The following is a 23,271-nucleotide window of genomic DNA, read 5'->3' as shown; positions in this document are numbered from 1 at the left end:
GCATGGGACGAGTCACGGAACGACGCAAGGTGATCCGCATCCGGGACGGGGCGGTCTCGTCCCGCCCGGACACGCTGGTCGCCGAGGAACCGATGGAGATCCGGCTCAACGGCAAGCCGCTCGCGATCACCATGCGCACCCCGGGGGACGATTTCGCGCTCGCCGCCGGGTTCCTGGTCAGCGAGGGCGTCCTCGCCGAGCGGGCGGACCTCCAGAACATCGTCTACTGCGCGGGGGCCACGGCCGACGGCTCGAACACCTACAACGTGGTGGATGTGCGGACAGGCCCGGGGGTGGTGATCCCGGACATCACGCTGGAGCGGAACGTGTACACCACCTCGTCGTGCGGTCTGTGCGGCAAGGCCAGCCTGGACGCCGTGCGCACCACCGCGCGCTGGCCGGTCTCCGACACTCCCCCGGTCCGGGTGGCGCCCGAACTGCTCGCCGGCCTCCCCGACCGGCTGCGGGCGGCGCAGCGGGTGTTCGACCGGACCGGGGGCCTGCACGCGGCGGCGCTGTTCAGCGAGGCGGGCGAGCTGCTGGACGTCCGGGAGGACGTGGGGCGGCACAACGCCGTCGACAAGCTGGTCGGCCGGGCGTTGCAGAGCGGGGGGCTGCCGTTGTCGCGGGTGATCCTGCTGGTGTCGGGGCGGGCGTCGTTCGAGCTGGCGCAGAAGGCGGTGATGGCGGGGATTCCGGTGCTGGCGGCGGTGTCGGCGCCGTCGTCGCTGGCGGTGGATCTGGCGGCGGAGACGGGGCTGACGCTGGTGGGCTTTCTGCGGGGCGGTTCCATGAACGTGTACGCGGGTGAGCACCGGATCGCCCTGCGGGCCCCGGCCGCGCGGGGCTGAGCCCGGCTCACCGCGACACGGCGGCGGGGCCCCGACCGGCGGGGAGCGCCCCCTGCGCCGCAGGGGCCCCGCCTCAGCCCGCTCGCCTCAACGGTCGGTCAGCGGTCGTCGGCGGCGACCCGGCCGAGCAGCCGGACGAACTGCTCCCGCTCCGTCGTGCTGAGCGGCGCGAGCAGGACGTCGTTGGCCTCGCGGGCGAGCCGCTCGCAGCGGCGCAGCAGCAGATCGCCCTTGCCGGTGAGGGACACGGCGTTCTTCCGGCGGTCGCGGGGGTCGGGCTCGCGGACGACGAACCCGGCGGACTGGAGTTCGTTCAGTATCCCGACGACGTCCTTGGGGTCGAGGCCGACGCCCCGGCCCACGTCCGCCTGGGCGACCGGGCCGAGGTCGCGGACGGCGGAGAGCACCAGATGGTGCCAGGTGCGCATACCCTCGACGGCGAGGGCCTCGGCGACCAGTGCCCGGCCGCGCGCGGCGGCCCGGCCCAGCAGCCAGCTCGGCAGCGAGCGGATCGCGGGCGCGGATGCATCGGCCATGGCCTCAGACTAACCTGAAGTTGTTGGACTTTCCTATGATCGTGTGTTAATCATTGGTACCTCCCACGATCTTGGTGGGATTCCCCACGATTACGGAGGACGGTGTCCATGCCCCGTGGCCTTCACGCCCCTCTGAGAACCGTCCTCGTCACCGTCGTCGCCTCCCTTGTGGCGGCCGTGACCCCGGCGACGACCGGCACGGCATCCGAGTCGGGCCCGACCGGGGCCGTCCCGTCCGGGGCCGTCCCGTCCGACGAGTCCGGCCCGTCCGGGGCCGGGTCCTCCCGGTCCGGCCGTCCCGCCGCCGGTGACTTCCAGCAGAGCGTGCTGTTCAAGGCGTCCCAGGACCCCGGCTACGCCTGCTTCCGCATCCCGGCGATCGTCCGCACCACCCGGGGCACCCTGCTGGCGTTCGCCGAGGGCCGCGTCCTGAACTGCGGCGACGCCACCGACATCGACCTCGTCGTCAAGCGCTCCACCGACGGCGGGCGCACCTGGGGTCCGCTCCAGGTGGTCAGCGAGGGCAACGGCGACACCCATGGCAACCCCTCGCCGCTGGTGGACCGGGAGACCGGGCGGATCCTGCTGGTGCAGACCCGCAACCCCGGCCGCACCGACAGCGCGAGCTGCGAGATCCCCTGCCCGCGCACGCCCCACCTCCAGTACAGCGACGACGACGGCCGCACCTGGTCCGCGCCGCGCGATCTGAGCGCCCAGGTCCAGCCCGCGCACTGGAACTCCTGGTACGCGACCGGCCCGGTGCACGGCGTGCAGATCGACGCGGGCGCCCACGCCGGGCGGCTGGTCCTCGGGGTGAACGCCGAGACCTGGGACGGCCAGCGGGTCACCGCCAACGACGCCGCCCTGATCATCAGCGACGACGGCGGCACCACCTGGCGGGTCGGCGCCACCGACTCCTGGCCGATCGCCGCCGACGGCACCTTCGGCCAGAAGCCCTCCGAGGTCACCGTGGAGGCGCAGGCCGACGGCAGTCTGCTGATCAGCGCCCGCGAGCAGGACGGCACCGACCTCGGCCACCGCAGCCAGGCCGTCAGCACCAGCGGCGGCAGCAGCTTCGACACCCCCTTCCAGAAGGTCCCCGACCTCTACGCCCCGCAGGTGCAGGGCGCGCTGCTGCGGCTCGGCGACCGGATGCTGCTGGCCTGCCCGGCCGACCCGGACCGCCGCCGCACGATGATGGTCCGCTCCTCCTACGACGGCGGGCGCACCTGGGACAGCGTCGACCGGGGCACGGTCGTCAGCCGCGACTGGGCGGGCTACTCCGACCTCGCCGACCTCGGCTCGTCCACCGTGGGCCTGCTCTACGAGGGCGGCGCGGTCGACGCCCGGGACGAGATCCGCTTCGCCCGGTTCACCGAGGACTGGCTCGCCCCGCGCCGCGGCCCCGACCCCACCACCGCCGACCTGGCCCCGTCCGCGCCGCCCGCCGCGGTCCTCGGCGGCGCCGCCACCACCCCCGGCGTCCGCGGCAACGCCCTCGCCCTGGACGGCGTGGACGACGCCGTACGGCTGCCCTACGACGCCCGGCTGCCGCTCGGCGCCAAGGACTTCACCGCCTCCCTGTGGTTCCGCTACACCGCGACCACCGGAGAGCAGCCGATGCTGTGGATGGGCGGCACCGGGGTCAACCAGCCGCAGGTGTGGCTGCGCGGCGAACCAGCGAACGACCGGGTGCGCGCCCTGATCACCACCCGGACCGGCGCCACCGCCTGGCACTCGGCGTCCCTGTCCGCCTCCGGCGCCCGCAACGACGGTGTCTGGCACCATCTGGCCCTGCGCCGCGGCGGCGGGGAACTCACCCTGTTCCTGGACGGCGAGCAGGTCACCACCACCGATGTCCTCGGCTCGGTCAGCCGCAACTCCCCCTTCGGGGTGCACATCGGCCAGCGGATGGACAGCCGCGCCTACTTCACCGGCGCCCTGGACGACGTCCGGGTGTACGACAAGGCGCTCACCGACGGGGAGCTGACGGCGTTGCGGCTGACCGGGGTCGCGCCGTACGCCACTCCGGTGCTGCATCTGCCCATGGACCGGATCATCGCGGGCGGCTAACGTCCCGGAGCGTGCCCGACGACCGAGTGCGCCGCCGCCGCGGGGGTGCCGGGGCCTGCGGGGTGCTGCTGGCCCTGGTGCTCGCCGCCGTGCTGCTCAGCGCCCAGCCCGACGACGGCGGCCCGCACCCCGACGCCGGGGCGTGCGCCCCCCTCACCGTCACCGACTGGTCCCAGGACGAGGGGCTCACCGGCGAGTTCGCCCGCTACGGCGACGACCCGGCCCGCACCGACGACTGGACCGGCGGGGACGGCACCCACTCGGTGCGACTGCCGGACGGCCGGCTGCTGTGGCTGTTCTCGGACACCTTCCTCGGCCGGGTGTACGGCCCGCCCAACCCGGCGGGCGAGTCGCACACCTGGCGGGACCCGGCCGCCCCGATGGTGCGCAACTCGGCCGTGGTGATGACCGGCGACCGACTGGACACCACCCTCGCCGCCCCGCTCTTCCCCGACCCGGCCCCGGACCGCTGGCGCTGGCCGGTCGCCGCCCGGGTCGAACCCCGCGCGTCCGGCTCCGCCGAACAGGTGGTCCGGGTCCTGCTCTGGGTACGGACGGCCGGACAGCCGCCCTGGATCTACGGGGTGCCCACCGCCACCGAGGTCGCCACCCTCACCCTGCCCGGGCTGCGGGTGGAGTCGATCACCACGGTCTTCGACCAGAGCCTGCTGCCGGACCCGTCCCGCCGGGTGCTCTTCGGCACCACCCTGATCGAGGAGGACAACTGGACGTACGTCTACGGCGGGGACGACGGGCAGGCGGTGTCCCGGCCGGTCTCCTCGGCGTATGTGGCGCGGGTGCCCGAGGGGCGGCTCGGGGATCCGGCGGCGTGGCGGTTCTGGACCGGGTCGGGGTGGAGCGCGCGGGACGGGCCGCGCCCGGTGCTGGGGGACGAGCGGGAGACCGGGGTGGGCAGCGCCTTCTCCGTGGTGCGCGACGGGGGCGGCTATGTCCTGTTCACCATGGCGGCGGGCACGGCGGGCCTGTCGACGGTGACCTCGTACTGGTCCTGCTCCCCCACCGGGCCCTGGCACGGCCCCGGCGAGGGGTTCGCCCCGGCGTTGCCGCGCCCCGGGGTCGCCGCCTACAACCCGCAGGTCCATCCCGAGGCGGGCGGCGGGGACGGACGGCTGGTGCTCAGCTATGACATCAACTGGCCGGAGCCCACGGGCGCCGCGGCGCAGCTCAACGGGAATGTGTCGCTGTACCGGCCGCGGTTCGTGACACTGCGGCTGGCGCCTGAGCGGTGACCGGCGGCAAGGGATCGCGCGCCCGGCGCTTGGCGATGACCGCGCAGACCATGAGCTGCATCTGGTGGAACAGCATCAGCGGCACCACGGCGAGCGCGGCCTGCGGCCCGAACAGCACACTGGCCATGGGCAGTCCGGCGGCCAGGGACTTCTTGGACCCGGCGAACTGGATCGCGATCCGGTCCTCGCGGCCGAACCGCAGCGCCTTGGCCCCGTACCAGGTGACCGAGAGCAGCACGGCCAGCAGCGCCGCCTCGACGACCAGCAGCCCGGCGAGTTCGGCGGGGCTGATCCGGCTCCAGATGCCGTGCACCATGCCCTCGCTGAAGGCGGCGTAGACGACCAGCAGGATCGAGCCGCGGTCGATCAGTCCGAGCACCTTCTTGTGCCGGGTGACGAAGGGGCCGATCCAGCGCCGCAGCAGTTGCCCGGCGAGGAACGGCACCAGCAGCATCAGCACGATCTCCAGCACCGACCCGGCCGCGAACCCGCCCGCGCTCCCGCCCAGCAGCGACGCCGCGAGCAGCGGGGTGACGACGATGCCGAGCAGGGAGGAGAAGGACCCGGCGCAGATCGCGGCGGCCACGTTCCCGCGGGCGATCGAGGTGAAGGCGATGGACGACTGGATGGTGGAGGGCACCAGGGTGAGGAAGAGCAGGCCCTGGTAGAGCGGGTCGGTCAGCAGCACCGGGACCAGTCCCCGGGCCGCGAGCCCGAGCAGCGGGAAGAGGACGAAGGTGCAGGCCAGGACGGTGAGGTGGAGCCGCCAGTGCTTGAGTCCGTCGAGCGCCTCCCGGGTGGACAGCCGGGTGCCGTAGAGGAAGAAGAGCAGGGCGATGGCGCCGGTCGAGGCGCCCTCCACGGCGTCCGCGGCCACCCCGCGGGCGGGCAGCAGCGCGGCGAACCCCACGGTGGCCAGCATCAGCAGGATGTAGGGGTCGATCGGCATCCAGGCGGGCCATCGCAGGCGTCTCACGGTGCTCCACTTGCTTCGGTCTGTCGGTGGTGCTGCTGCTCCTCGGTGCGGAGCCCGCGGGCCCCCCGCCCGATTGTGCTCCTCCCTTCCTTGATCGGGAATCCCGCATACCACTCTCACTGTCATCACGATCCGTGATGAGCTGGGCTAACCTCACGGGTATGTACGACCCGACGCAGTTGCGGACGTTCCTCGCGGTGTCGCAGACGCTGAGCTTCACGCAGGCCGCGCGGCGGCTCGGGCTGCGCCAGTCGACGGTGAGCCAGCATGTGCGGCGGCTGGAGGAGGCGGCCGGGCGCCCGCTGTTCACCCGGGACACCCATTCGGTGGAACTGACCGAGGACGGCGAGGCCATGCTCGGCTTCGCCCGTCGGCTGCTGGAGGTGCACGAGCAGGCGACCGCGTTCTTCACCGGCACCCGGGTGCGCGGCCGGCTGCGGTTCGGCGCCTCGGAGGACTTCGTGCTGACCCGGCTGCCGGAGATCCTGGAGGGCTTCCGGCACGACCACCCCGAGGTCGATCTGGAGCTGACCGTCGAACTCTCCGGCACCCTGCACGAGATGCTGGCCGCCGGAAAGCTGGACCTGGTGCTCGCCAAGCGGCGGCGCGGCGACACCCAGGGCGAGCTGGTCTGGCACGACCGGCTGGTGTGGATCGGCGCGGAGCGGCTGCGGCTGGACCCCGAGCGGGCCGTCCCGCTGATCGTGTACCCGCCGCCCGGCCTCACCCGGGCGCTCGCGCTCCGGGCGCTGGAGCGGCAGGGGCGGGAGTGGCGGATCGTGTGCACCAGCGGCAGCCTCAACGGGCTGATCGCGGCGGCCCGCGCGGGCCTGGGCGTGATGGCCCACTCCCGGAGCTTCATCCCGCCGGGGCTGGTCCGGGTGCCGGACCGGGCCGGACTGCCGGAACTGGGGCCGGTGGACTTCGTGGTGGTGCATGGGCGCCGCGCGCCCGCCTCGGCGGGCGCCGCCGACGCGCTGGCCGGGGCGATCCTGGCGGCGGGCGCCGGACTGCACCGCGGCCCGTCCCCGCGGCCCTGAGCGGGTCATCGGGGCGTACAGATTCGGTGGAGATTACGCAGCCGAACCTTACTCCGCCGTCAGATATGCGCCCGACATCTCCCCTTGCACACGATTCACCCCACCCCGTCCAGCGCATTCCGCGCCGCGCACCCCCCTCCCCCCTGTCCCGACTGTGGGGTAACTTTCACGCCCTGTGAGGAGCGGCACGGTCATCAGGGAGCGGGTTTGCGCGAGTTCACCAATCCTTCGCTCGCGTCGGCACCGCAGGTGGGCGGTCTGGCCGACACGGTCTTCCAGCGCGCCCTGGACGATCCCGGGCACCGCACGCTGGGCCGCAAGGACGCCGACGGGCGGTGGTACGACGTCACCGCCGCCGTCTTCCGCGACGAGGTCCTCGCCCTCGCCAAGGGGCTCCTCGCCGAGGGCGTCCGGTTCGGCGACCGGGTCGCGCTGATGTCCCGCACCCGCTACGAGTGGACCCTCTTCGACTACGCCCTGTGGACGATCGGCGCCCAGGTGGTGCCCGTCTACCCCACCTCGTCGGCCGAGCAGTGCTCCTGGATACTCTCCGACGCCGAGGTGAGCGCGGTGGTCGTCGAGCACGAGGACCACGCGATGACCCTCGCCACCGTCATCGGCCGGCTCCCGGCGCTGCGCCATCTGTGGCAGCTCGACCTCGGCGCGGTGCGCGAACTGTCCGACGCGGGCGCGGCGATCGACGACGACGTGGTGCACCGCCACCGGTGGGCCGTCACCCCCGACACGGTCGCCACCGTCCTCTACACCTCCGGCACCACCGGCCGCCCCAAGGGCTGTGTCCTCACCCACGGCAACTTCATGCACGAGGCGGACACGCTCACCGCGCACTGGGATCCGGTGTTCAGCTCCCGCCGGGGCGAGGAGGCGGCCACCCTGCTGTTCCTTCCCCTGGCGCATGTCTTCGGGCGGATGGTGCAGGTCGCCGCGGTCCGGCACGGGGTGCGGTTCGGGCACCAGCCGGAGCTGACCGCCACCGCCCTGCTGCCCGACCTGGCGGTGTTCCGGCCGACGTTCGTGCTGGCCGTGCCGTACGTCTTCGAGAAGGTGTTCCAGGCGGCCCGCCGCAAGGCGGAGCGCGAGGGTCGCGCGGGGCCGTTCGAGCGGGCCGTGGAGGTGGCGGTGCGCCACGCCGACGCGGTGGAGGCCCGCGCCTGGGGCACCGGACCGGGCCCCTCGGCGGCACTGCGGATGCAGCACCAGGTCTTCGACCGGCTGGTGTACGCCAAGGTGCGCGCGGCGCTGGGCGGGCGGCTGCGCACCGCCATGTCCGGCGGCGCCGCCATGAACCGCCGCCTGGGCCTGTTCTTCGCGGGCGCGGGCGTCCGGATCTACGAGGGCTACGGGCTGACCGAGTCGACCGCCGCCGCCACCGCCAACCCGCCCGGCCGCACCCGCTACGGCACGGTCGGCCGCCCCATCCCCGGCGTCGCCGTGCGCATCGCCGACGACGGCGAGGTCTGGCTGCGCGGCGGCACCGTCTTCCGGGGCTATCTCAACGACCCCGAGGCCACCCGGGAGGCCCTGCGTGACGGCTGGCTCGCCACCGGCGATCTGGGCACGCTGGACGACGACGGCTATCTCACCCTGACCGGCCGCAAGAAGGAGATCGTGGTGACGGCCGGCGGCAAGAGCCTGTCACCGGCGCCGCTGGAGGCCCGGGTCCGGGACCATCCGCTGGTCAGCCAGTGCCTGGTGGTCGGTGACGACCGGCCGTTCGTCGCCGCCCTGATCACCCTGGACCCGGAGGCGGTCGCGCACTGGCTCCAGCTCCGCGGCAGACCGCAGCCGGGGCCGGAGCGGCTGGTGCGGGACGCGGAGCTGGAGGCGGAGGTGCGGCGCGCGGTGCTGGCCGCCAACACCCTGGTCTCGCAGGCCGAGTCGATCCGCGCCTTCCGCATCCTCGCCCGCCCGTTCACCGAGGAACAGGGCCTGCTCACACCGTCGCTGAAGCCGAAGCGCAGGGCGATCATGCGCGTCTACGCCGACGAGGTGGAGGCGCTGTACCGGTCGTGACGGCCCGCTAAGGGGCGTGCGCCGGTCAGTCGGCGGCCGGTTTGTGACGTCAGGAATGCGGGACCGCCTTCGATCGTTGACGATGGGAGATCACCGGACAACGACTTCGAAGGATCGAGAGCGCGTGAGCAGCAAGGTCCCCCCGATCATCCTCAACAACGGCGTCGAGATGCCCCAGCTCGGTTTCGGCGTGTGGCAGGTGCCGGACGCGGAGGCCGAGCGGGCCGTGGCCACCGCGCTGGAGGCCGGCTACCGCAGCATCGACACCGCCGCGATCTACGGCAACGAGGAGGGCACCGGCCGGGCCGTCGCCGCCTCCGGCATCCCCCGCGAGGAACTCTTCGTCACCACCAAGCTCTGGAACAGCGACCAGGGCTACGACACCACCCTCCGGGCGTTCGACACCTCGCTGGCCAAGCTGGGCCTGGACTATGTGGACCTGTATCTGATCCACTGGCCGGCCCCCGCCAAGGACCGCTACCTGGACACCTACCGGGCGTTCGAGAAGCTGTACGCCGACGGCCGGGTGAAGGCGATCGGCGTGTCCAACTTCGAGCCGGAGCACCTGGAGCGGCTGATCACCGAGACCTCGGTCATCCCCGCCGTCGACCAGATCGAACTGCACCCGCGGCTCCAGCAGCGCGCGGCCCGCGAGTACCACGCGGAGCAGGGCATCGCCACGGAGGCGTGGTCGCCGCTCGGCTCCGGCAAGGGCCTGCTGGAGGTCCCGGCGCTGGTGGCGATCGGGCAGAAGCACAACCGCACCCCGGCCCAGATCGTGCTGCGCTGGCACCTCCAACTGGGCCATGTGGTCATCCCCAAGTCCGTGACCCCGTCCCGGATCCGGGAGAACATCGACGTCTTCGACTTCACCCTGGACACCGAGGACCTGGCGGCGATCAGCGCCCTCAACGAGGACCGCCGCACGGGCGCCGACCCGTCGACGTTCAACGTCGGCTGACGCCAGGCCCGAGGGTCACCTCAGCCACCGCCCGCTTCCGCTTCCGCGTCCGCGCAGAGGTCCCGGTGGGGTCCCGAGCCGGGGAGGTACTCCGACCACTCGGTCTGGTCGGGGCCGCCCCCGGCCCGGGTGCAGAGGCGGGCGGCGGCGCGTTCGGGGGTCAGTTCCCGGGTGCGGGCGGTGAGATGGGGGGTGTCGACGGTCAGCCGGCCGTGCCGGTCGACGCGCAGCGCGCGGACCGGGCCGTCGCCGACCGGGAGCACGGCCGGGGCCAGCTCGGGTGAGGCGGTCTCCCACACCAGGACGGACCCGTCGGCCGCGCTCGCCGCGAGCAGAGCGCCGTCCGGGGAGAACGCCAGGGCCCGGCGGTACAGATTGCGGCTGTCCATGATCCGGAGCACGGCGAGCCGCCGCCCGTTGGAGATGTCCCACAGCGTCAGCCGCCCCTGGATGTCACTGACCGCGAGCAGTCCCCCATCGGCGCTGAAGGCGCCCGTCTCCAGCAGATCCTCACCGGAGACCACCCGCCGGGGGACGTCGATGCCGCCGCCCACGAGATCGCCCTCGGGGGTGAGTTCGCGGCCGGTGCCGGGCTGGACGGCGACCACCTCCCCGGGCTGCTCGGGCTCCGCGCGCTCCGGGTGCCAGGACGATCCCGTCAGCCCCTGGAGGGAGACCGTCCGGATCACCTCGGTCTGGCCCCCGGCGCGATGGCGCAGCACCCCGCCGGGCAGGTCCAGCCGGAGATCGCCGACCGCCGCCCCGGCGAGGGGCTGGGTGAACACCGGTTCGCGCGGGGCGCCGTCCGGCGGGGCGGGGGTGTCGGTGCGCCACAGGGCCAGCTCCCCGGTCCGCGAGGTCAGGGCGTAGGGCCCGGCGAAGGTCACCTCCAGCGCCCCGCCCTCGACCGGCAGGCGGGGCCGTTCGCGCCGGGCGTCGAGGTCCCAGGTGACCACGCCCTCGGCGGTGGCCGCGGCGAGCGCGTGGCCGTCGGGGGTGAAGACCCGTTCGTCCGCCGCGCACAGCAGTCTCTCGGTCGCGCGGGGCATGTCCTGGGGCAGGATCCGTCCGGTCGTCAGATCGAGCACCCGCAGTCGCTGATCGTCGTGCGCGCACCAGGCCAGCCGCCTGTCACCCGGCCCCAGCACCGGACCCGGCCCGCTCCCCTCGGCGTTGTGGTGGCGCAGCACGAGCCGCCGCCGGGTCAGGTCCCACACCTCCAGCTCGGCCCGCCCCTCCGTGCCCGGCAGGGTCCGGCGCAGCAGCAGGGAATCCCCGTCGGGGCCGAACTCCACATCCGTGTCCGCGCCGGTGTCGGTGGTGATGCTCCGGGTGGTGCCCGCGGCGAGGTCGGTGATCAGCAGTTCCCTGCCGTTCGCGCCCCGGTGGGCGAGGAGCCGCCCGTCGGGGCCGACCCCGAACACGCCCTCGGTGACCCCCGGCAGAACGGTCTCCCCCAACCGCCGTCCGCTGGGCACATTCCAGCGCACCACCCGGTCGTCGTACGCCACATAGGTCAGGGTCCGCCCGTCCCGGCTGAGCCAGCTCGGCTCGTTGGCGTAGGGCGATCCGCCCTCCGGCCGGGTGAACGCGTCCTGGTCGCTCTGGGCCGCCGCCGAGCGCAGGGCGCGCCGGGTCTCGGGCAGATCGGCGGTGTGCCAGGCGGCGAGGGCGAGCCGCATCGCGGTACGGGGCTCACCGGTGCGCAGGGTCTCGGCGAGGGCGGCGATGCGGCGGGCCTCGGTCTCCCGCGCGCGGCGGTCGCCGACCTCGTTCTGCCGCCAGGCGGTCAGTCCGGCGACGGCGGCCAGGCAGAGCAGGGCGGCGAGCCCGGCCAGCAGGGCGCGGGTGCGGCGCGCGGCCCGGGTCGCGGCGCGCCGGGCGCGGTCGGCGGCGGCGGTGCTGGCGGTGAGGAACGCGGCCTCCGGCCCGGTCAGCTCGGCGGGCCCGGCACCGGCCGGTGCCCCGAACAGCTCCCGGGCCTCGGCGAGCCGGACGCCCCGGTACAGGGCGCCGTCGTCGCGGCCGAGTGCGTGCCACGCCTCGGCGGCCTGGGTGAGCCTGCGGTGGGCGCGCAGCCGTTCCCGGTCCTCGGTGAGCCAGCCGCCGAGCCGGGGCCAGGCGACGAGCAGCGCCTCATGGGCGAGGTCGACGGTGTCGCCGTCGACGGTCAGCAGCCGGGCCCGCACCAGGTGTTCCAGGACCTCGGCGGTGACGGGGTCGGCGCCGAGTTCGGACCGGTCGGCGGGGCGGCGGGTGTCGGCGGTGCCGTCGCCCGGGGTGACCAGCCGCAGCAGCAGCCGGCGCAGGGCGGTCCGCTCGGCGGGCCCGAGCCGGGCGTAGAGGGTCTCGGCGGTGTGCGCGACGGCCCCGTCGACGCCGCCGATGGCCTCGTAGGCGGTCAGGGTGAGGGTCTTGCCGGTGCGGCGGCGCCAGACCTCGCGCAGGGCGTGCGCCATCAGCGGCAGTCCGCCGGGCTGCCCCTCGACATCGGCCACGATCCGGGCGGTGAGGGCGCGTTCGACGATCAGCCGCCGGGCGCCCGCCGGCCGGACCACGGCCTCCCGCAACCGCGGTGCCGCCATCGGGCCGACCAGGAGGGTGGAGTCGCGCAGCGCCGCCGCGAGCGGCCCGTGCTCGGCGCACCGCCCGTAGAAGTCGGCGCGTACGGCGATCAGGACGCGCAGCCGGTTCGCGGGGTCCAGGGCGGACAGCAGCAGCGCGATGAACCGCTCCCGCTCGGCCGGGTCCCGGCACAGCGCGAAGGTCTCCTCGAACTGGTCGACCACGACGAGGGTGTCCCCGTCACCGGCACCGGGATGCGGGGCGAAGCGCTCGGCGTGGGTGCGGGCGGGGTGGGCTCCGGGGGTGACGACCCGGATGGCGGCGGGCCCGTCCGGGGTGCGGGGGCCGCGCAGGGCGGGGACGAGTCCGGCGCGCAGCAGCGAGGACTTGCCGCTGCCGGAGGCGCCGACCACCGCCAGGACGCGGCGGCGGGCGGTGAGGGCGAGGAGTTCGGCGATCAGGTCGTCCCGGCCGTGGAAGTGGTCGCCGTCGCCGGTCTCGAAGCGGGCGAGGCCGGGGTAGGGGCTGTCGGCGCTGTCGCTGCCGTCGGGGGCGGCCGGTTCGGCGGACTCGGCGACGGCGGCCAGCAGGCGCGCGGTCCAGTCGGCCTCGTCGGCCGCGTCGCCGCCGCAGGCGCGGACGTAGGCGAGGAGCACCGGCAGGGTCGGCAGCCGTTCCCCGGCCGCGGCGGCGGACAGGGTCGGGCCGGAGTAGCCCGCGCGGGCGGCCATCGCCCGGTAGGTCGGGGCGCCCGCCTCCTCGCGCAGCTTGCGCAGCTCGAAGGCGAAGCGCTGGACGGCGCCCGCGGCCGGATCGAGCGGTTTCTCCTTGCGGCCCATCTCCCTCATCCCCCGTCACCAGCGGTTCCCCCCGGGGGGGAACGGCTCAGCTCCACCCGACGGCCCCTCGTCCCCCGTCACACCAGCGGTCTCGGCTCCACCGGACGGCCCCTCGTCCCCCTCACCAGCGGTCTCGGCTCCACCCGACGGCCCCTCATCCCCCTCACCAGCGGTCTCGGCTCCACCCGACGGCCCCTCATCCCCCTCACCAGCGGATCCCCCCGGGGAGCGACTCGGCTCCGCCGGACGGCCCCTGTCCCTCCCCCTCACCAGCGGTTCCCACGCTAGCAATCCGCCCCCGCCGATTGATCGGCGCTCCGGAAGGGGGCTGCCCATCAATCGTCCGGCGCCTGGACTCGGCATCTGTCCCTGCCGACGCCTCGCACCGGAGCCCCTCATCGCCACGCTTCAGCACCCCCGCGCCACCACCGGCACCCGCCCCGTCCCGCCCGCCCGGGGCCGGTCCCGGGCCGCCGCCCGGGTGGCGGTCCTCGTCCCGGCCGCCGTCTCCCTCGCCCTCGGCCTGTGGGGCGTCCGGCGGGGCGGCAGCCTGTGGCGGGACGAGGCGGTGACCTACGACATGGCCCGGCGGGCGCTGCCGGACCTGTGGGGCACGCTCGGCGGGGCGGACGCGGTGCACGGCCTGTACTACCTGCTGATGCACGCCCTGTTCCGGCTGACCGGCGACGGCGGTGACCCGCTGCTGGTGATGCGGCTGCCGTCGGTCCTGGCGACCGCCGTCGCCTGCGGCACCCTCGCCCTGCTCGCCCTGCGCCTCGCGGGCCCCCGGGCGGCCCTGGCGGCCGGTCTCGTCTTCGCCCTCCTGCCCCCGGTCCAGCGCTACGCCCAGGAGGGCAGGTCGTACGCGCTGGTCTGCGCGCTGGTGATCTGGGCGACGTATCTCCTGGTCCGGGCGGTGGACACAGCGTCCCGCCGGATCTGGGCCGGTTACGGGGCGGTGCTCCTGACGGCCTGTCTGCTGCACGAGTTCGCGGTGCTGGTGCTCCTGGCGCACGCGGTGGCGGTCCCGGCGTCCGCCCGCCGGGCCTGGCTGACGGCCGCGCTGCCGGTGTGCGCGCTCCTGAGCCCGCTGGTGCTGCTGAGCATGGGGCAGTCGGGGCAGGTGGCGTGGATCGGGGGGATCGAGGGCAGCGCGGTGGCGGGCTTCGTCGGCATGTCGGCGACGGGGCTGCTCTGCGCGGCGCTGCTGCGCCGGGGACACCCCTCCCCCGGCCGCCTCCCGGCCCTGTCCCTCGCCCTGCTCGTGGTCCCGCCCGCGGTGCTGCTGCTCGCGTCCCTGGCCAAGCCGCTGTACGTGGACCGGTACGTGCTGTACTCCCAGGCGGGCGCGGCCCTGCTGATCGGCACGGTCCTGGGCCGGGCCCGGCCCCGGGTGCTGCTGGTGGCCGGGGCGGCGGTGCTGGCGCTGGTGCCCTACTCACTGCATCTGCGGACCCCGGACAGCCGTCTGGACGATGTGACGGCGATCTCCGAGACCCTCCGCGCGGCGGGCCGGACGGCGGACGGTGTGGTGTACCTCCCCGGGCGGCGCCGGGTCTGGACGCTGGCCGACCCGTCCTCGGTGGCGGGCCTGCGGGATCTCGCCCTGTCCGCCGCCCCGGCCGACTCCCGCACCCTCTACGGCACGGAGACGGACCCCGCCACCCTCCGCGCCCGTCTGCTCGCCACCCCCCGCGTCCTCGCCGTGGGCGACCCGGCGGACCAGCCCCTGGACCGGACCCCGACGGAACGCGCCAAACGGGAGATCCTGGCGACGGCTTTCGAGCCGTGCGGGGAGTGGGAGTTGCGGGGGGTGCGGGTGGTGTTGTTCGTGCGGGTGGGGGGGTGTTGAGGGGGCGTTGAGGGATGTCGGCGGGCGGGGGTCGGGGGCGGCGGATGCCGGACGCCTGCCTACGGCTCCAGCGTGCGGGTCGCCGTGTGGACGGTCTGTGCCTCCAGGAGGAAGACGTCCGGGCGGCGGTGGACGCCCGCCGGGTCCTCGGGGTCGAGGAGACGGTCGAGGGTGGCGCGGTCGGTGGTGTCGAGCTGGTCGGCGAAGCCCTCGCGCAGCCGGCCGAGGGTCTGGGCGACATAGGCGCGCGCCCGGTCGGGGGCCGGGGCGGGCAGGTCCAGGAGGAAGCTGCGGGTGCCGGTCGGCTTCAGCCCGGCGGCGGTCAGCGGCGCCTGCCAGTCCTCGGCCTCGTGGACCGCGCCCGGCAGTGTCGCGCGCATCTCGGCGAACCGCTCCTCGTGCAGCGCGTCCAGCCGGGCCTGGAGACCGGGGCGGCCGATACCGAGGTCACGGGGGAGGAAGCGGGCCGAAAGGCCGCCCTCCATCAGCGCCAGGGTGCCGCCCGGCGCGAGGTGCCGGGCGAACGCGGCGAGCGCCGCCCGCTGGTCGCCGAGGTGATGCAGGCTGCGGCTGGCCCAGAGGAGGTCGACGGGGTAGTCGAGGTCGGCCAGCGCGTCCGGCAGCTCTCCCGTCAGGGTGCTGAACCGGTCGGCCACCCCGAGCCGCGCCGCCCGCGCCCGCGCCCGCTCCAGCAGGGGTGCGGCCCCGTCGACGGCGACCACCCGGGCGCCGGGGAACGTCTCGGCGAACAGACAGGAGATGACGCCGGGTCCGCTGCCCGCGTCGACGATCAGTCCCGGCGCGGTCTGCCGTTTGCCGAGCCAGGCCACGGCCCGCTCGTTGAGCGGCGCGAACAGCTCTGCCTGCGCCTCCAGGTGCGGGGCCATGGCGGACCAGTCGATGTCACTGTCGCTGTGCCCGTGCCCGTGCCCCTCTCCATGCCCGTGCCCGTGCCCGTCTCCGTGATGGTGGCCGTCCTTGCCGTGGCCGTTGCCGTGGTCGCCGTGCGCCATGGGGCCGTCTCTCCTCGCCTCGGGATGCTGTCAGCGTGCCCCGTGCCGCATGGGCAAGCAAATACCTTTGCCGTACCGGCAAACCAGCCGGGTCGCGCACCCCCTTCGGCCGCGCCCCGTCACCGGACGTCCTGCCCCACCTTCCGAAACGCCCGCAGCGTGAACCACGGCTCCGGCCGGTCCCGGTCCTGGTCCGGCAGGGCCGCGAGCCGGGTCGCGTAGCCGTCCGCGCGCGGGTCGCCCGGAGGGAGCGTCATGAACCACCCCCGGCGCAGATCGGTGACCGCCCGCCGGGGGCTGCGGCCCTGGCCGCGACCGGCGAAGCGGGTGCGGCCCGCCGGGACCAGCCCCGCCCCGGCCGCGTGCCCGGCGACCGCGTCCGAGGCGTCGTGGGCGGGACTGCGCGGCCGGGTGGCCAGCACGGCGTCGATGTCGCTGCCGACGTTGTGGGAGGCCGCCTTGTCGACCGTCGTGACATACACCCCGCCGGGCCGCAGCACCCGCGCGCACTCGGCGACGACCGCGGCGACCTCCGCCGGGCCGCCCAGCAGATGCAGCAGCCAGACACTGCTCACCGCGTCGAAGGCGCCGTCCCGGAACGGCAGTCGCCCGCTGTCGGCGAGGACCACCGCGCCGGGCAGCCGGGCGACGGCGTGCCGGGCCATCTCGGGGGTGAGGTCGGCGCCGGTCACCCGTGTCGCGGGGCGGGCGGCGGCGAGCCGCCGGGTGACGATCCCGGTGCCGCAGGCCACGTCGAGCAGCCCGCGCGCGTCCGGCGGTATCAGGCTCAGTACGCCCTCGGCCGCCGCCTCGGCCCGGGGCTCGCCGCCGCGCAGGGCGTCGTAGCGGGCCGCCTCCTGCCGGTAGTCGAGCACGGCGGGCTCACTCGGCGCCGTGCGCGGGGGCCAGGGCCTGGACCCGGGCGGCCAGCTCGAAGTCCTTCGCGGTGAGCGCGCCGCCCGCGCTGTGGGTGTGCACGGTGAGGGTCACGGTGTTGTAGCCGAGGGCGAGGTCGGAGTGGTGGTTCAGCTCCTCCTGCACCTGGGCGATGTGCACGACCAGCGCGGTCGCGGCCGGATGCGAGGCGAGCCGGTAGGTGCGGCCGATGCGGTCGCCGTCCAGGGTCCAGCCCGGCAGCGCGGCGAGCCGCGCCTCGACGTCCTGCGGTGACAGCGCTTCAGCGCCCATGACGGGGACTCCCTCCGGGGAAAGGCTCTCTCCACTTCAGCGTGCCACGCCGCGGCGACCGATGCCCGGCACCGCCCCAGCGGTCGGCAGTCCGGCAGTCCGTACGCGGTCGAGCGCATAGTCGTTCGTCCCTCGGCGCCGCCTCGGTTACCGTCGGGGACATGAGCACCCGCGCCCCCGCACCCCCGCCCGTCACCCCCGCAGGTCAGGGCGTCGGTCCGCTGCTGCGGGCCTGGCGGGAGGAGCGGCGGGTGAGCCAGTTGGAGCTGTCGCTGCGGGCGGACTCGTCGGCGCGGCACATCAGCTTCATCGAGACGGGGCGGTCCCGGCCGAGCGAGGAGATGGTGCTGCGGCTGGCGGAGCATCTGGACGTGCCGATGCGGGAGCGCAACGCGCTGCTGCTGGCCGCCGGTTACGCGCCCCGTTTCCCGGAGACCCCGCTCGACGACCCGGCGATGGGCCCGCTGCGGGAGGGCATCGAGCGGCTGATCCAGGGGTTCGAGCCGTATCCGGCGCTGGTGGTGGACGCGCACTACACGGTGGTGGCGGCCAACCGGGGCATCGCGATGATCCTGGACGGGCTGCCGGAGCATCTGCTGACCCCGCCCGTGAACGCCGTACGGATCACCCTGCACCCGGAGGGGCTCGCGCCGCGGATCCGGAATCTGGCGGAGTGGCGGGGGCATCTGCTGCACCAGATGCGGGGCCAGATCGCGCTGCGCCGCTCGCCGGAGCTGCGGAAGCTGTACGAGGAGGTCGCGGCCTATCCGGTGCCGGACGCCCCCGCGTACCACCCCGAGGAGCGGGCCCCGGTGCCGTACATCGCGCTGCCGATGGTGCTGGAGCACGCGGGGCACACCCTGTCGTTCGTGTCGTCGATCTCGACGTTCAACACGCCGATGGATGTGACGGTCGCCGAGCTGGCCATCGAGACGCTGCTCCCGGCCGACCCGGCGACGGTCAAGTACCTTCACTCGCTGATGGCCTGACGGTGGCGCAGGGCCGCCCACTGGAGGGTGGCGAAGCCGCCGACGGCGAACGCCTGGAGGACGGTCCAGACGGCTCCGGCGGTGGTCGGGGTCAGCCAGAGCGCCAGGGCGACGAAACTGAGCGCGGTCCAGGCGAGGTTGATCTCCACGACGGCCCTGACGGGCAGCACCGCCGGGCGGGGCCGGGTGGCGAGTACCCCGACCACGGCGCCGTAGGCCGTCAGGATCGCGCCAAGGGTGAGCAGCAGCCCGGAACCGGCGCCGAGGAACCGGCCGAGGGGTCCGGCGGCGGCCAGGTAGGCGACGCCGTTGGCGCCGGTGACCAGCGCGTCGAGGGCGAGGAAGCGGCGCAGCATGGGGTTGGGGTCGGAGGTGCGGGCGAGCGCGGCGAGTGTGGTCGCGGACATGGCTGGTCACCCTTCGTCGAGGTGGAGGCGGTGCGGGGGCGGTGGGAACCCCGGGTTCCGGAGCGGAGTGCGCCGCCCCGGAACCCGGTGCCCCTACGATCGCCCGCCCCGGGTCAGGGGTCGATTACGCGAGAGGTAATGGGCGGGGCAACGGCCTTGACCGCAGCCTCGCTTGACCCGCAGAAGGTGGCGAGCATCTCCTGCCGCACTGGTGATTCGGCCACCGGGACATGACAGACTGCTCGCGTTCTTTCGGCGCGTAGGGGAGGCGTGGCGTGAGTGAGCGGCGGCCCGCGCCGACCGTCGGCCAGGTGGTGCTCGGCAAACGGCTTCAGGAACTGCGGGAGGCGGCCGGTCTGCGGCGCGAGGAGGCGGCCCGGATTCTGCGGGTGGCCCCGGCGACCGTACGCCGGATGGAGATGGCCGAGGTCTCACTGCGGATCCCGTACGTCCAGATCCTGCTGGAGGCGTACGGGGTACCGGCGGGCGAGGCCGCGGCGTTCGTGGCACTGGCCGAGGAGGCGAACAAGCCGGGCTGGTGGCAGCGGTTCCACGATGTGCTGCCGGACTGGTTCAGTCTGTACGTCAGCCTGGAGGGCGCGGCCCGGATGATCCGCGCCTATGAGCCGCATTTCGTGCCGGGGCTGCTCCAGACCGAGGACTACGCCCGTTCGGTGCTGGACGCAGGCACGATAGGGCAGAGCGGTCCGGAGAGCGTGGAGCGGCATGTGGCGCTGCGGATGACCCGGCAGAAGCTGCTCCAGGAGCCGAGTCCGCCCCATCTGTGGGTGATCATGGACGAGACGGTGCTGGCGCGGCCGGTGGCCGCGGATCCCGGGGTGATGCGGGAGCAGATCGACCGGCTGCTGGCGCACGCCGATTCGGAGCGGATCACGCTCCAGGTCGCCGAGTTCGAGGCGGGCCCGCATCCGGCGACCTACGCCCCGTTCTCCCTGTTCCGGTTCGCGGAGCCGGAGCTGCCGGACATGGTGTTCACGGAGTATCTGACCGGGGCGCTCTATCTGGACTCGCGCGACGAGGTGTCCGCACACCTGGAGGTACTGGACAACCTGACCGCACACGCCGCGTCAGCCACCCGAACCAAGCAAATCCTCCACAAATACCGCACCCACCACTAGAACCCCGCCCACGACAACGCCCTCAAGGGGCGCGGGGAACTGCGCACCCAGCCACCCCCCACCCGCACCCGGCACACAACCCCACCCCCCACCCCCTCCCCCGCGAACAACAGTGCCGCACCCCCCATCACAGAGATGCGGCACCGCCTAACCCCCCGGACGGGTCACGTCAGCCCAGTTTCGCCGACAGCGTGATCGTCGTCCCCGCCAGCGCCTGGCTGACCGGGCAGTTCGCCTTGGCGTCCTCCGCCGCGGAGACGAACGCCGCCTCGTCCAGGCCGGGCACCTCGCCCTCGACGGTCAGATGGATCCCGGTGATACCGGTACCCGGCTGGAAGGTGACGTCCGCCGAGGTGGTGAGACGGGTGGGCGGGGTGCCGGCCCCGGTCAGGCCGTGCGAGAGGGCCATGGAGAAGCAGCTCGAATGGGCGGCGGCGATCAGCTCCTCCGGGCTGGTCTTGCCGTTCGCCGCCTCGGCGCGCGACGGCCACGACACCGGCTGCGTGCCGATGCCGGAGGAGTCGAAGGTGACGACGCCGCTGCCCTGGAGGAGGTTGCCTTCCCAGACAGTGTGTGCGGAGCGCGTGGTGGCCACGGTGTTTCCTTTCGCGATACGAGTCGCAGGTACTCACAACAAAGACTGCGCGCGATACGCCGACTGCGCGTACGCGCCCCCTATCCGATCACATTCCGGCTCATCGCACGTGGAACACCGGCCCCCGTGCACCGAAGGGCAGGCGGGCGCCCTGCGGGATCAGATAGGCGTGCTCGCGCCGCACCCGCAGGACATCGCACCAGCCGTCCGTGATCACCAGGACCGGCGCGCCCGGCGGGAAGTCGTCGGCGCGGTGCAGCAGATCGATCCCGGGCTGGAGGACCGTACCGCCGCGGCCCCGGACCTTCACGCGGCCGGCGATCTCGGTGACGGGGAGGTATCCGGCATCGTGCGGGGCGGCGTCGCAGAAGACGACCCGGGCGGCCGGGACGTCCCGGGCGGCGGCGTAGGAGGCGATGGCGCCGAGGGCCTTGCCGAGCAGGGTGCGGTCCATGGAGCCGGAGGTGTCCAGGACCACCCCGAAGGTGCAGCGGGGGATCTCCTCGGGCGGGAAGTACCGGCCGGCGCGGGGAATGTCGGGGGTGGCGGCCTGGCGGCGGGAGGGGCGGGCGTAGGAGCGGAGCGGTTCGGGGCGGGGCACGAACTCGTCGAACCAGCGGGCGAGCCGGGCGTCCCAGGGCAGCGGGGGCTGGCTGAGGGCGCGGATCTCCTCGATCAGGCCGCCGGGCAGGAAGCCGCGGTCCTGGACGCCGTGCAGTTCCAGGCCCTGGGTGAGGCCGCGCCGGTAGAACGCGTCGAGGTCGGCATAGGCGCCGGGCGCGCCCAGCGGGCCGCCGAGGATGTCACCGGTGCCCTTGCCGCGCAGGGTGGACAGCCGCCGCATCCGGCGCAGGTCCCCGGCGATCCGGTCGTAGACCTCCTCGGCGGACAGCCCGGCGAGCGCCGGGTCGTGGAGCAGGCCCTCGGGCATGGCGCCGACCTGCATCTCGGCGAGCCAGCCGTTGATGACGTAGTCGGCGGCGACGTTGAAGAGGTACGGGTCGCGGGTGCCGCAGCGGTCGCCGTGGCGCAGGGCGGCGTGCAGCATCTCGTGGGCGAGGACGAACCGCCACTCCTCGTCGTCCAGTCGCTGGAACGGATTGAGGTAGATCTCGCCCGCCTCGGCGTTGACGGCGGCGACGGAGATGCCGTGGGCGCGGGCCAGTTCGGGGTCGGCGATCAGCTTGATGCCGGAGGCGATGCCGCCGAGCAGCGGGTAGGAGGAGACGAACCAGCTCAGGGCGCGTTCCCAGGGCCGCTGCGGGGCGAGTTCGCCGTCCAGGGCGGAGCGGCGGCCACCGGCGAGGTCCAGGGCGGCGGACATGGTGCGGGTGAGGGCGTCGGCGAAGGCGAGCTGCCAGTCGGGGGGCTGTCCGAGCCAGGAGTTCCAGCCGACCAGCACCTGGTCCGGGGCGGGGCCCGCGGTGCCGAGCCGCTCGTAGGCGTGCGGGACGCCGTCGCGGCGCCAGCGGGCCGCGATGCGCTCCTCGTCGCCGTCGGGGTAGGCGGCGGGGAGTTCCCCGGGGGTGCGGCCGACCGGGAAGGTGAGCAGGAAGCGGTTGACGACCGCGCAGCGGGCGGCGAGGTCCGCCCGGTCGGGCTGCTCGCGCTCCCCCTGGGCGGCGGGCACATGGCCGAAGCCGAGATGGATGGCGGCGTGGGCGATGGCCCAGGCCCAGTCCTCGGGGTCGGCGAGCCGGTCGGGGTGGGAGTGCAGACAGCCCGCGGAGTCGACGCTGATCAGTCCGTCGCGGGGGGCGAGGTCGCAGCGCTCGTCGCGGCAGGTGCCGAAGTCGAGGGCGCGCAGCGCGGGGTTGGCCGCGACCAGCCGCATGCCCTCGGCGAACGCCTCCCCGGCCAGCTCCCGTTTGCGCTGCGCGGGGCTGCGGCCCCGGCTCACTTGCGGGCCTCCACCAGCCGGGGCATGTCCCGGGCCGCCTCGATCAGGAACCACGAGGGCAGCACGGGGTGGCCGTCGGCGTCGGCGGCGATGACGGTCTGCGCGACCTCCACGGAGATCTCGGCCAACTGCACCAGCAGCGACTTGGCCCGGTACGCGGTCTGCCGCCCGGCCGCCGACATGTGCTCCTTGCTGACGGGCAGTTCCTTGACGAGCCGGCCGCGGAACGAGTCGGCGAGGTAGTACAGCAGATCGCGGTCCTCGATCCGGTGCGGCCAGCGGGCGTCGCCCTTGACGATCGCCTCGATGCCGAACCGGCTGCGCACGATCTTGACGTAGCCGCAGAACGCGGTGGCGTGGACCGGGGTGAGCATGCCGTGGGCGAGCACCCGCAGGGTCTCCTCGTCCAGGTCCGGGCCGAAGGAGTGCAGGGCGTCGGAGAGCATGTGCCAGGAGCGGGGGGTGGAGAAGGGCTCCTCGGTCTTGGGCGGCTTGGACCAGAGGTGGTCGGGCCGGTCGGTGAGGTGGTCCTGGATCCAGGGGTGGATGCCGTTGGCCCCGGCCCAGTCCAGCCAGTCCTTGGGGGACGCCTCCAGATGGACATGGGCGAGCCGGTTGACCAGGGCGGAGGCGATGGGGCGGGCGAGCGCGTTGTCGGTGGCGCGGTTCCCGGCGCCGATCACGATCGACCCGGCGGGCAGCTCGTAGTCGCCGATGCGGCGGTCCAGGATCAGGGAGTAGAACGCCTTCTGGACGTCGGGGGTGGCCGCGTTCAGCTCGTCCAGGAAAAGGCAGTAGGGCTCGTCGCGGGCGATGGCCTCGGGCGGGCAGAACACCGAGCGGCCGTCGCGGATCTGCGGCACGCCGATCAGGTCCTCGGGCGCGAGCTGCGTACCGAGCAGGGAGACGCACTCCAGACCCAGCGATTCGGCGAACTCCCGCACCAGGGACGACTTCCCGATGCCGGGCGCCCCCCACAGGAACACCGGCCGTACGGTCGCCAGACCGAGGAGGAGTTCGGGTATCCGGGCGGGCGTGACGGTGACGGCTGCCTGCAAGAAGG

General features: G+C 74.2%; 19 protein-coding genes. 9 read left to right on the top strand and 10 right to left on the bottom strand.

Annotated features, from left to right (window positions below; all coding sequences use genetic code 11):
* Positions 1 to 2 precede the first annotated feature (2 nt).
* Positions 3 to 851: a formate dehydrogenase accessory sulfurtransferase FdhD gene (gene fdhD, locus AB0O01_RS30885; protein WP_365318521.1), complete on the top strand. Its 849-nt coding sequence runs from the start codon at positions 3 to 5 to the stop codon at positions 849 to 851.
* A gap of 98 nt (positions 852 to 949) precedes the next feature.
* On the opposite strand, the gene AB0O01_RS30880 is transcribed toward fdhD, so the two are convergent.
* On the bottom strand, positions 950 to 1,387 hold the full coding sequence (locus AB0O01_RS30880; RefSeq protein ID WP_365318520.1) for a MarR family winged helix-turn-helix transcriptional regulator: 438 nt from the start codon (positions 1,385 to 1,387) through the stop codon (positions 950 to 952).
* Positions 1,388 to 1,495: 108 nt separating this feature from the next.
* On the opposite strand from AB0O01_RS30880, the gene AB0O01_RS30875 reads away from it, so the two are divergent.
* Together AB0O01_RS30875 and AB0O01_RS30870 are read left to right on the top strand one after the other, a co-directional pair.
* A complete protein-coding gene (locus AB0O01_RS30875) occupies positions 1,496 to 3,460 on the top strand; it encodes a sialidase family protein (RefSeq protein WP_365318518.1) in 1,965 nt (654 codons plus the stop codon).
* An 11-nt stretch (positions 3,461 to 3,471) separates the two neighbouring features.
* Complete coding sequence (locus AB0O01_RS30870; protein ID WP_365318516.1) at positions 3,472 to 4,710, top strand: DUF4185 domain-containing protein; 1,239 nt, start codon at positions 3,472 to 3,474, stop codon at positions 4,708 to 4,710.
* On the opposite strand, the gene AB0O01_RS30865 is transcribed toward AB0O01_RS30870, so the two are convergent.
* Positions 4,646 to 5,659 (bottom strand): bile acid:sodium symporter family protein, encoded by a 1,014-nt coding sequence (locus tag AB0O01_RS30865; protein WP_365318680.1) that lies wholly within the window; start codon positions 5,657 to 5,659, stop codon positions 4,646 to 4,648. The two genes, AB0O01_RS30870 and AB0O01_RS30865, sit on opposite strands and share 65 nt — an antisense overlap.
* A gap of 188 nt (positions 5,660 to 5,847) precedes the next feature.
* Here AB0O01_RS30865 and AB0O01_RS30860 point away from each other — a divergent pair, with 188 nt between their 5' ends.
* The 3 genes from AB0O01_RS30860 to AB0O01_RS30850 all read left to right on the top strand — a co-directional run bounded on the left by AB0O01_RS30860 (position 5,848) and on the right by AB0O01_RS30850 (position 9,721).
* Complete coding sequence (locus tag AB0O01_RS30860; protein WP_365318515.1) at positions 5,848 to 6,726, top strand: LysR substrate-binding domain-containing protein; 879 nt, start codon at positions 5,848 to 5,850, stop codon at positions 6,724 to 6,726.
* A gap of 207 nt (positions 6,727 to 6,933) precedes the next feature.
* Positions 6,934 to 8,760, top strand: a complete 1,827-nt coding sequence (locus AB0O01_RS30855) for an AMP-dependent synthetase/ligase (RefSeq protein ID WP_365318514.1) — start codon at positions 6,934 to 6,936, stop codon at positions 8,758 to 8,760.
* A 124-nt stretch (positions 8,761 to 8,884) separates the two neighbouring features.
* Positions 8,885 to 9,721, top strand: coding sequence for an aldo/keto reductase (locus AB0O01_RS30850; protein WP_365318512.1), 837 nt, complete (start codon positions 8,885 to 8,887; stop codon positions 9,719 to 9,721).
* Positions 9,722 to 9,741: 20 nt separating this feature from the next.
* On the opposite strand, the gene AB0O01_RS30845 is transcribed toward AB0O01_RS30850, so the two are convergent.
* Positions 9,742 to 13,125, bottom strand: coding sequence for a hypothetical protein (locus tag AB0O01_RS30845; RefSeq protein WP_365318510.1), 3,384 nt, complete (start codon positions 13,123 to 13,125; stop codon positions 9,742 to 9,744).
* 481 nt (positions 13,126 to 13,606) lie between these two features.
* Between AB0O01_RS30845 and AB0O01_RS30840 the strand changes: the two genes are divergently transcribed.
* Positions 13,607 to 14,977 (top strand): glycosyltransferase family 39 protein, encoded by a 1,371-nt coding sequence (locus tag AB0O01_RS30840; RefSeq protein WP_365318509.1) that lies wholly within the window; start codon positions 13,607 to 13,609, stop codon positions 14,975 to 14,977.
* A gap of 59 nt (positions 14,978 to 15,036) precedes the next feature.
* On the opposite strand, the gene AB0O01_RS30835 is transcribed toward AB0O01_RS30840, so the two are convergent.
* The 3 genes from AB0O01_RS30835 to AB0O01_RS30825 form a co-directional block, all read right to left on the bottom strand.
* Positions 15,037 to 15,990 (bottom strand): class I SAM-dependent methyltransferase, encoded by a 954-nt coding sequence (locus AB0O01_RS30835; RefSeq protein ID WP_365318507.1) that lies wholly within the window; start codon positions 15,988 to 15,990, stop codon positions 15,037 to 15,039.
* Between the two features lie 119 nt (positions 15,991 to 16,109).
* Positions 16,110 to 16,865, bottom strand: coding sequence for a class I SAM-dependent methyltransferase (locus AB0O01_RS30830; RefSeq protein ID WP_365318505.1), 756 nt, complete (start codon positions 16,863 to 16,865; stop codon positions 16,110 to 16,112).
* A gap of 7 nt (positions 16,866 to 16,872) precedes the next feature.
* Complete coding sequence (locus tag AB0O01_RS30825; RefSeq protein ID WP_365318503.1) at positions 16,873 to 17,178, bottom strand: 4a-hydroxytetrahydrobiopterin dehydratase; 306 nt, start codon at positions 17,176 to 17,178, stop codon at positions 16,873 to 16,875.
* A gap of 161 nt (positions 17,179 to 17,339) precedes the next feature.
* On the opposite strand from AB0O01_RS30825, the gene AB0O01_RS30820 reads away from it, so the two are divergent.
* Positions 17,340 to 18,167 (top strand): helix-turn-helix transcriptional regulator, encoded by an 828-nt coding sequence (locus tag AB0O01_RS30820; RefSeq protein ID WP_365318501.1) that lies wholly within the window; start codon positions 17,340 to 17,342, stop codon positions 18,165 to 18,167.
* Here AB0O01_RS30820 and AB0O01_RS30815 read toward each other — a convergent pair.
* Positions 18,149 to 18,574 (bottom strand): hypothetical protein, encoded by a 426-nt coding sequence (locus AB0O01_RS30815; RefSeq protein ID WP_365318500.1) that lies wholly within the window; start codon positions 18,572 to 18,574, stop codon positions 18,149 to 18,151. The two genes, AB0O01_RS30820 and AB0O01_RS30815, sit on opposite strands and share 19 nt — an antisense overlap.
* A 275-nt stretch (positions 18,575 to 18,849) precedes the next feature.
* Between AB0O01_RS30815 and AB0O01_RS30810 the strand changes: the two genes are divergently transcribed.
* Positions 18,850 to 19,713, top strand: coding sequence for a helix-turn-helix transcriptional regulator (locus tag AB0O01_RS30810; protein ID WP_365318498.1), 864 nt, complete (start codon positions 18,850 to 18,852; stop codon positions 19,711 to 19,713).
* 169 nt (positions 19,714 to 19,882) lie between these two features.
* Here the strand turns inward: AB0O01_RS30810 and AB0O01_RS30805 are convergent, their stop codons facing one another.
* From AB0O01_RS30805 to AB0O01_RS30795, 3 genes are all read right to left on the bottom strand, one after another.
* Positions 19,883 to 20,308: an OsmC family protein gene (locus AB0O01_RS30805; protein WP_365318496.1), complete on the bottom strand. Its 426-nt coding sequence runs from the start codon at positions 20,306 to 20,308 to the stop codon at positions 19,883 to 19,885.
* Between the two features lie 100 nt (positions 20,309 to 20,408).
* Positions 20,409 to 22,142, bottom strand: a complete 1,734-nt coding sequence (locus tag AB0O01_RS30800) for a hypothetical protein (protein WP_365318678.1) — start codon at positions 22,140 to 22,142, stop codon at positions 20,409 to 20,411.
* A 62-nt stretch (positions 22,143 to 22,204) separates the two neighbouring features.
* Complete coding sequence (locus tag AB0O01_RS30795) at positions 22,205 to 23,266, bottom strand: MoxR family ATPase (RefSeq protein ID WP_365318494.1); 1,062 nt, start codon at positions 23,264 to 23,266, stop codon at positions 22,205 to 22,207.
* Positions 23,267 to 23,271 lie beyond the last annotated feature (5 nt).

Origin of the sequence: Streptomyces sp. NPDC093252, from assembly GCF_040683675.1 — a bacterium.
GTDB lineage: Bacteria > Actinomycetota > Actinomycetes > Streptomycetales > Streptomycetaceae > Streptomyces.
This window is presented reverse-complemented; position numbering and strand designations above follow the sequence as displayed.

What these genes read in the sequence shown, in the direction of transcription:
- AB0O01_RS30845 (WP_365318510.1), bottom strand. Translation starts at nt 13,125, where the DNA reads ATGGGCCGCAAGGAGAAACCGCTCGATCCGGCCGCGGGCGCCGTCCAG.
- AB0O01_RS30865 (WP_365318680.1), bottom strand. Translation starts at nt 5,659, where the DNA reads ATGCCGATCGACCCCTACATCCTGCTGATGCTGGCCACCGTGGGGTTC.
- AB0O01_RS30860 (WP_365318515.1), top strand. Translation starts at nt 5,848, where the DNA reads ATGTACGACCCGACGCAGTTGCGGACGTTCCTCGCGGTGTCGCAGACG.
- AB0O01_RS30825 (WP_365318503.1), bottom strand. Translation starts at nt 17,178, where the DNA reads ATGGGCGCTGAAGCGCTGTCACCGCAGGACGTCGAGGCGCGGCTCGCC.
- AB0O01_RS30815 (WP_365318500.1), bottom strand. Translation starts at nt 18,574, where the DNA reads ATGTCCGCGACCACACTCGCCGCGCTCGCCCGCACCTCCGACCCCAAC.
- AB0O01_RS30875 (WP_365318518.1), top strand. Translation starts at nt 1,496, where the DNA reads ATGCCCCGTGGCCTTCACGCCCCTCTGAGAACCGTCCTCGTCACCGTC.
- fdhD (WP_365318521.1), top strand. Translation starts at nt 3, where the DNA reads ATGGGACGAGTCACGGAACGACGCAAGGTGATCCGCATCCGGGACGGG.
- AB0O01_RS30800 (WP_365318678.1), bottom strand. Translation starts at nt 22,142, where the DNA reads ATGCGGCTGGTCGCGGCCAACCCCGCGCTGCGCGCCCTCGACTTCGGC.
- AB0O01_RS30835 (WP_365318507.1), bottom strand. Translation starts at nt 15,990, where the DNA reads ATGGCGCACGGCGACCACGGCAACGGCCACGGCAAGGACGGCCACCAT.
- AB0O01_RS30820 (WP_365318501.1), top strand. Translation starts at nt 17,340, where the DNA reads ATGAGCACCCGCGCCCCCGCACCCCCGCCCGTCACCCCCGCAGGTCAG.
- AB0O01_RS30880 (WP_365318520.1), bottom strand. Translation starts at nt 1,387, where the DNA reads ATGGCCGATGCATCCGCGCCCGCGATCCGCTCGCTGCCGAGCTGGCTG.